General features: G+C 66.5%; 3 protein-coding genes. All 3 read right to left on the bottom strand.

Annotation, left to right across the window (positions count from 1 at the left end; genetic code table 11):
- Window positions 1-249: 249 nt before the first annotated feature.
- On the bottom strand, window positions 250-771 hold the full coding sequence (infC, locus tag HUK84_RS13240) for a translation initiation factor IF-3 (RefSeq protein ID WP_176640712.1): 522 nt from the start codon (window positions 769-771) through the stop codon (window positions 250-252).
- Window positions 772-1,038: 267 nt separating this feature from the next.
- Window positions 1,039-2,982, bottom strand: coding sequence for a threonine--tRNA ligase (gene thrS, locus HUK84_RS13235; protein WP_176640711.1), 1,944 nt, complete (start codon window positions 2,980-2,982; stop codon window positions 1,039-1,041).
- A 56-nt stretch (window positions 2,983-3,038) separates the two neighbouring features.
- Window positions 3,039-3,240, bottom strand: a 202-nt coding sequence (locus HUK84_RS13230) for a glycosyltransferase family 9 protein (protein WP_281362811.1), incomplete at its 5' end; no start/stop codon positions are given.

Below are 3,240 nucleotides of genomic sequence, written 5' to 3'. Positions count from 1 at the left end.
CTGGGCATGACGATGGGGCCGATCCGCACCATCGCGCTGCAGGACCAGGGCACGTCCCGCCCGATGCCCATGATGATGATGGCCGCCCGCGCGTCCATGCCCCCCGCCGCCCCGCTCGAGGAGCAGACGGTGACGGCCGCCGCCGCCGCGACGATCATGCTGCGCCCGTAGCACGACCCATGGGCTATCCAATAAAAAAAGCCCGGACTTTCCGTCCGGGCTTTTTTTATTAGGGTCGTCCGGCGCGGGTCAGCGCGGTGAGAGGACCATGATCATCTGGCGGTTTTCCAGCTTGGGCATCTGCTCGACCTTCGCCTGCTCGTCCATTTCCGAGCGGATCCGCTCCAGCACCTTGATGCCCAGGTCCTGGTGGGCCATCTCGCGCCCGCGGAAGCGCAGCGTCACCTTGACCTTGTCGCCCTCGCCGATGAACGAGCGCATGGCGCGCATCTTCACCTGGTAGTCGTTCTCATCGATATTCGGCCGAACCTTGACCTCCTTGATCTCGATGACCTTCTGCTTCTTGCGGGCCTCGTTACGCTTCTTCTGCTGTTCGTATTTGAACTTGCCGTAATCGAGGATCTTGGCCACCGGCGGTTCGGCGTTCGGGCTGATTTCCAGCAAGTCGAGGCCGACGGCATAGGCGCGCGCCAGCGCCTCGCGCGTGGGCATCACCCCCAGCATCTCGCCATCCGCGTCGATCAGACGCACCTGCGGGACACGGATTTCTTCGTTGACGCGTGGGCCCTCGCGGTTAGGCGGAGTGGGCATCGGAGGTCTGGCTATGGTCGGCTCCTGTGTTCTTTTTCGCGTCCGGACAACGCGCATTCCCCACCGATGCCCAGGGGCATGGGGTCGGAACTGCGCGATACACCTCCGGATACGCCGTTATGTGGCGCAAAGCACCTATCCAGATCAAGCATTCTCGTCGCATGAAGGCTGAAGCCAGCCATGCGTCCCGGGCAGAAGAAACGCCCGGCCATACCGCCAGCACATGGGCGCCGCCATCGGCCAGGGGGATGGCCAGGGCTGACGAAATCAGACGGCTGCCTGACGCGCCCGGCGCAAATCGGGGGGCAGGGCTTCCTCCGCCAGGGCATCGACGGCCTCATGCAGGGGGACGACCTGTTGCGCCGCGCCGCCCAGGCGGCGAATGGCCACCGTGCCGTCCTCGGCCTCCTTGCGGCCGACGACCAAGATGATCGGCACGCGCGCCAAGCTGTGCTCGCGGATCTTGGCGTTGATCTTCTCGTTGCGGATGTCGGTTTCGACCGCCAGCCCCGCCTGCTTCAGCGCGTGGGTCACCTGTTCGGCATAGGGGGCGGCGTCGGTGACGATCGACGCCACCACCACCTGGACCGGCGCCAGCCACAGCGGGAAGCGGCCGGCATGCTGTTCGATCAGGATGCCCAGGAACCGTTCGAACGACCCGAGGATCGCGCGGTGCAGCATGACGGGCCGGTGGCGGGCGCTGTCCTCGCCGATATAGGACGCGTCCAGCCGCTCCGGCAGCACGTAATCCACCTGCAGCGTGCCGCACTGCCAGTCGCGGCCGATGGCGTCGCGCAGGACGAATTCCAGCTTGGGGCCGTAGAACGCGCCCTCGCCCGGATTGCGCTCGTAATCGATCCCGGCCAGGCGGCAGGCTTCGACCAGGGCGGCCTCGGCGCGGTCCCAGCTTTCCTCGGTGCCTGCGCGCTGCTCGGGCCGGTCGGCGAACTTCACCCGGAAGCTCTCGAAGCCCAGATCGGCATAGACTTCGGCCAGCATCCGTACGAAACGCGCGGTCTCGGGCGCGATCTGCGCCTCGGTGCAGAAGATGTGCCCATCATCCTGGGTAAAGGAGCGCACGCGCATGATGCCGTGCAGCGCGCCCGAGGGCTCGTAACGGTGGCAGGCGCCGAATTCGGCCATGCGCAGCGGCAGCTCGCGATAGGAACGCAGGCCGTGGCGGAAGATCTGCACATGGCAGGGGCAGTTCATCGGCTTGAGGGCGAGGGTCTTGTCCTCGTCCTCGACCGTCGCGATGAACATGTGCTCGCGATATTTGTCCCAATGGCCCGAGGCCTCCCACAACGCGCGGTCGACCAGTTGCGGCGTGCGCACTTCCTCATATCCCTCGCGGGTCTGGGCGCGGCGCATATAATCCTGCAAGGCCGTATAGAGGCGCCAGCCCTTGGCATGCCAGAAGATCGAGCCCACCGCCTCTTCCTGGATATGGAACAGGTCCATCTCGCGCCCGATGCGGCGATGGTCGCGGCGCTCGGCTTCCTCGATCTGGTGCAGGTAGGCGTCCAGTTCCTTCTGGTCGCGCCAGGCGGTGCCGTAGATGCGCGTCAGCATCGGGTTGCGGTGATCGCCGCGCCAATAGGCGCCCGCGACCTTCATCAGGCGGAAGGCCGTGCCGACATCGCCGGTGCCGCGCAGATGCGGACCACGGCACAGATCCAGCCATTCGCCCTGGCGGTAGATCGAGATCGGCTCGCTTTCGGGCAGGTCGCGAATCAGCTCGGCCTTGAAGCGCTCCCCCCTGGCCTCGAAGAAGCGGATGGCCTCGTCGCGGGGCCAGACCTCGCGCACGAAGGGCGCGTTGGCAGCCACGATCTCGCGCATGCGTGCTTCGATCGCGGGGAAATCCTCGGGGGTGAAAGGCTCGTTGCGATAGAAATCGTAATAGAAGCCGTTCTCGATCGACGGACCGATGGTCACCTGCGTGCCCGGCCACAGCGACTGCACGGCCTCGGCCAGCACATGGGCGGTGTCGTGGCGGATCATCTCCAGCGCCGCCTCGTCCTTGCGCGTGATGAAGCGCACCGCGGCATCGTCGGCGATTTCGCGCGACAGGTCGACCAGCCTGCCGTCCAGCTCCATCGCCAGGGCGGCGCGGGCCAGCCCGGGACCGATGGCCGCCGCCACCGTAGTGCCCGTCACCGGACCGTCAAAGCGGCGAACGGATCCGTCAGGCAGGGTGATGGCAGGCATGGTGTCGATGCTCCGGACTGGAAAGTCGTGCGTGAAGGGAAGTCGCTGTAATGGCGTCAGCCGAGCGACGCCGCAACCCTATCCACACTCAGAGTGGCCAGATCGTCAACGCGGATGACCCGCACCTGCCCCGGCACGCGGCCCAGCGGCGCGGTCAGGGACGGGTCGCTGTCGCGGGAAAACAGCACGGTCGCGGGGCAGCCCATCGCGGCGGCCAGGTGCATGGGGCCGGTATCATTGCCGACCGCCAGCGCGGCC

The sequence above is a fragment of the Nguyenibacter vanlangensis genome, from assembly GCF_013376155.1.
GTDB lineage: Bacteria > Pseudomonadota > Alphaproteobacteria > Acetobacterales > Acetobacteraceae > Gluconacetobacter > Gluconacetobacter vanlangensis.
Note: the sequence above shows the minus strand (reverse complement) of the source record. Positions and strands in the feature narration are given on the sequence as shown.

Bases quoted from the DNA above. Each gene is read 5' to 3' on its own strand.
- infC (WP_176640712.1), bottom strand. From the start codon at position 771: ATGCCCACTCCGCCTAACCGCGAGGGCCCACGCGTCAACGAAGAAATC.
- thrS (WP_176640711.1), bottom strand. From the start codon at position 2,982: ATGCCTGCCATCACCCTGCCTGACGGATCCGTTCGCCGCTTTGACGGT.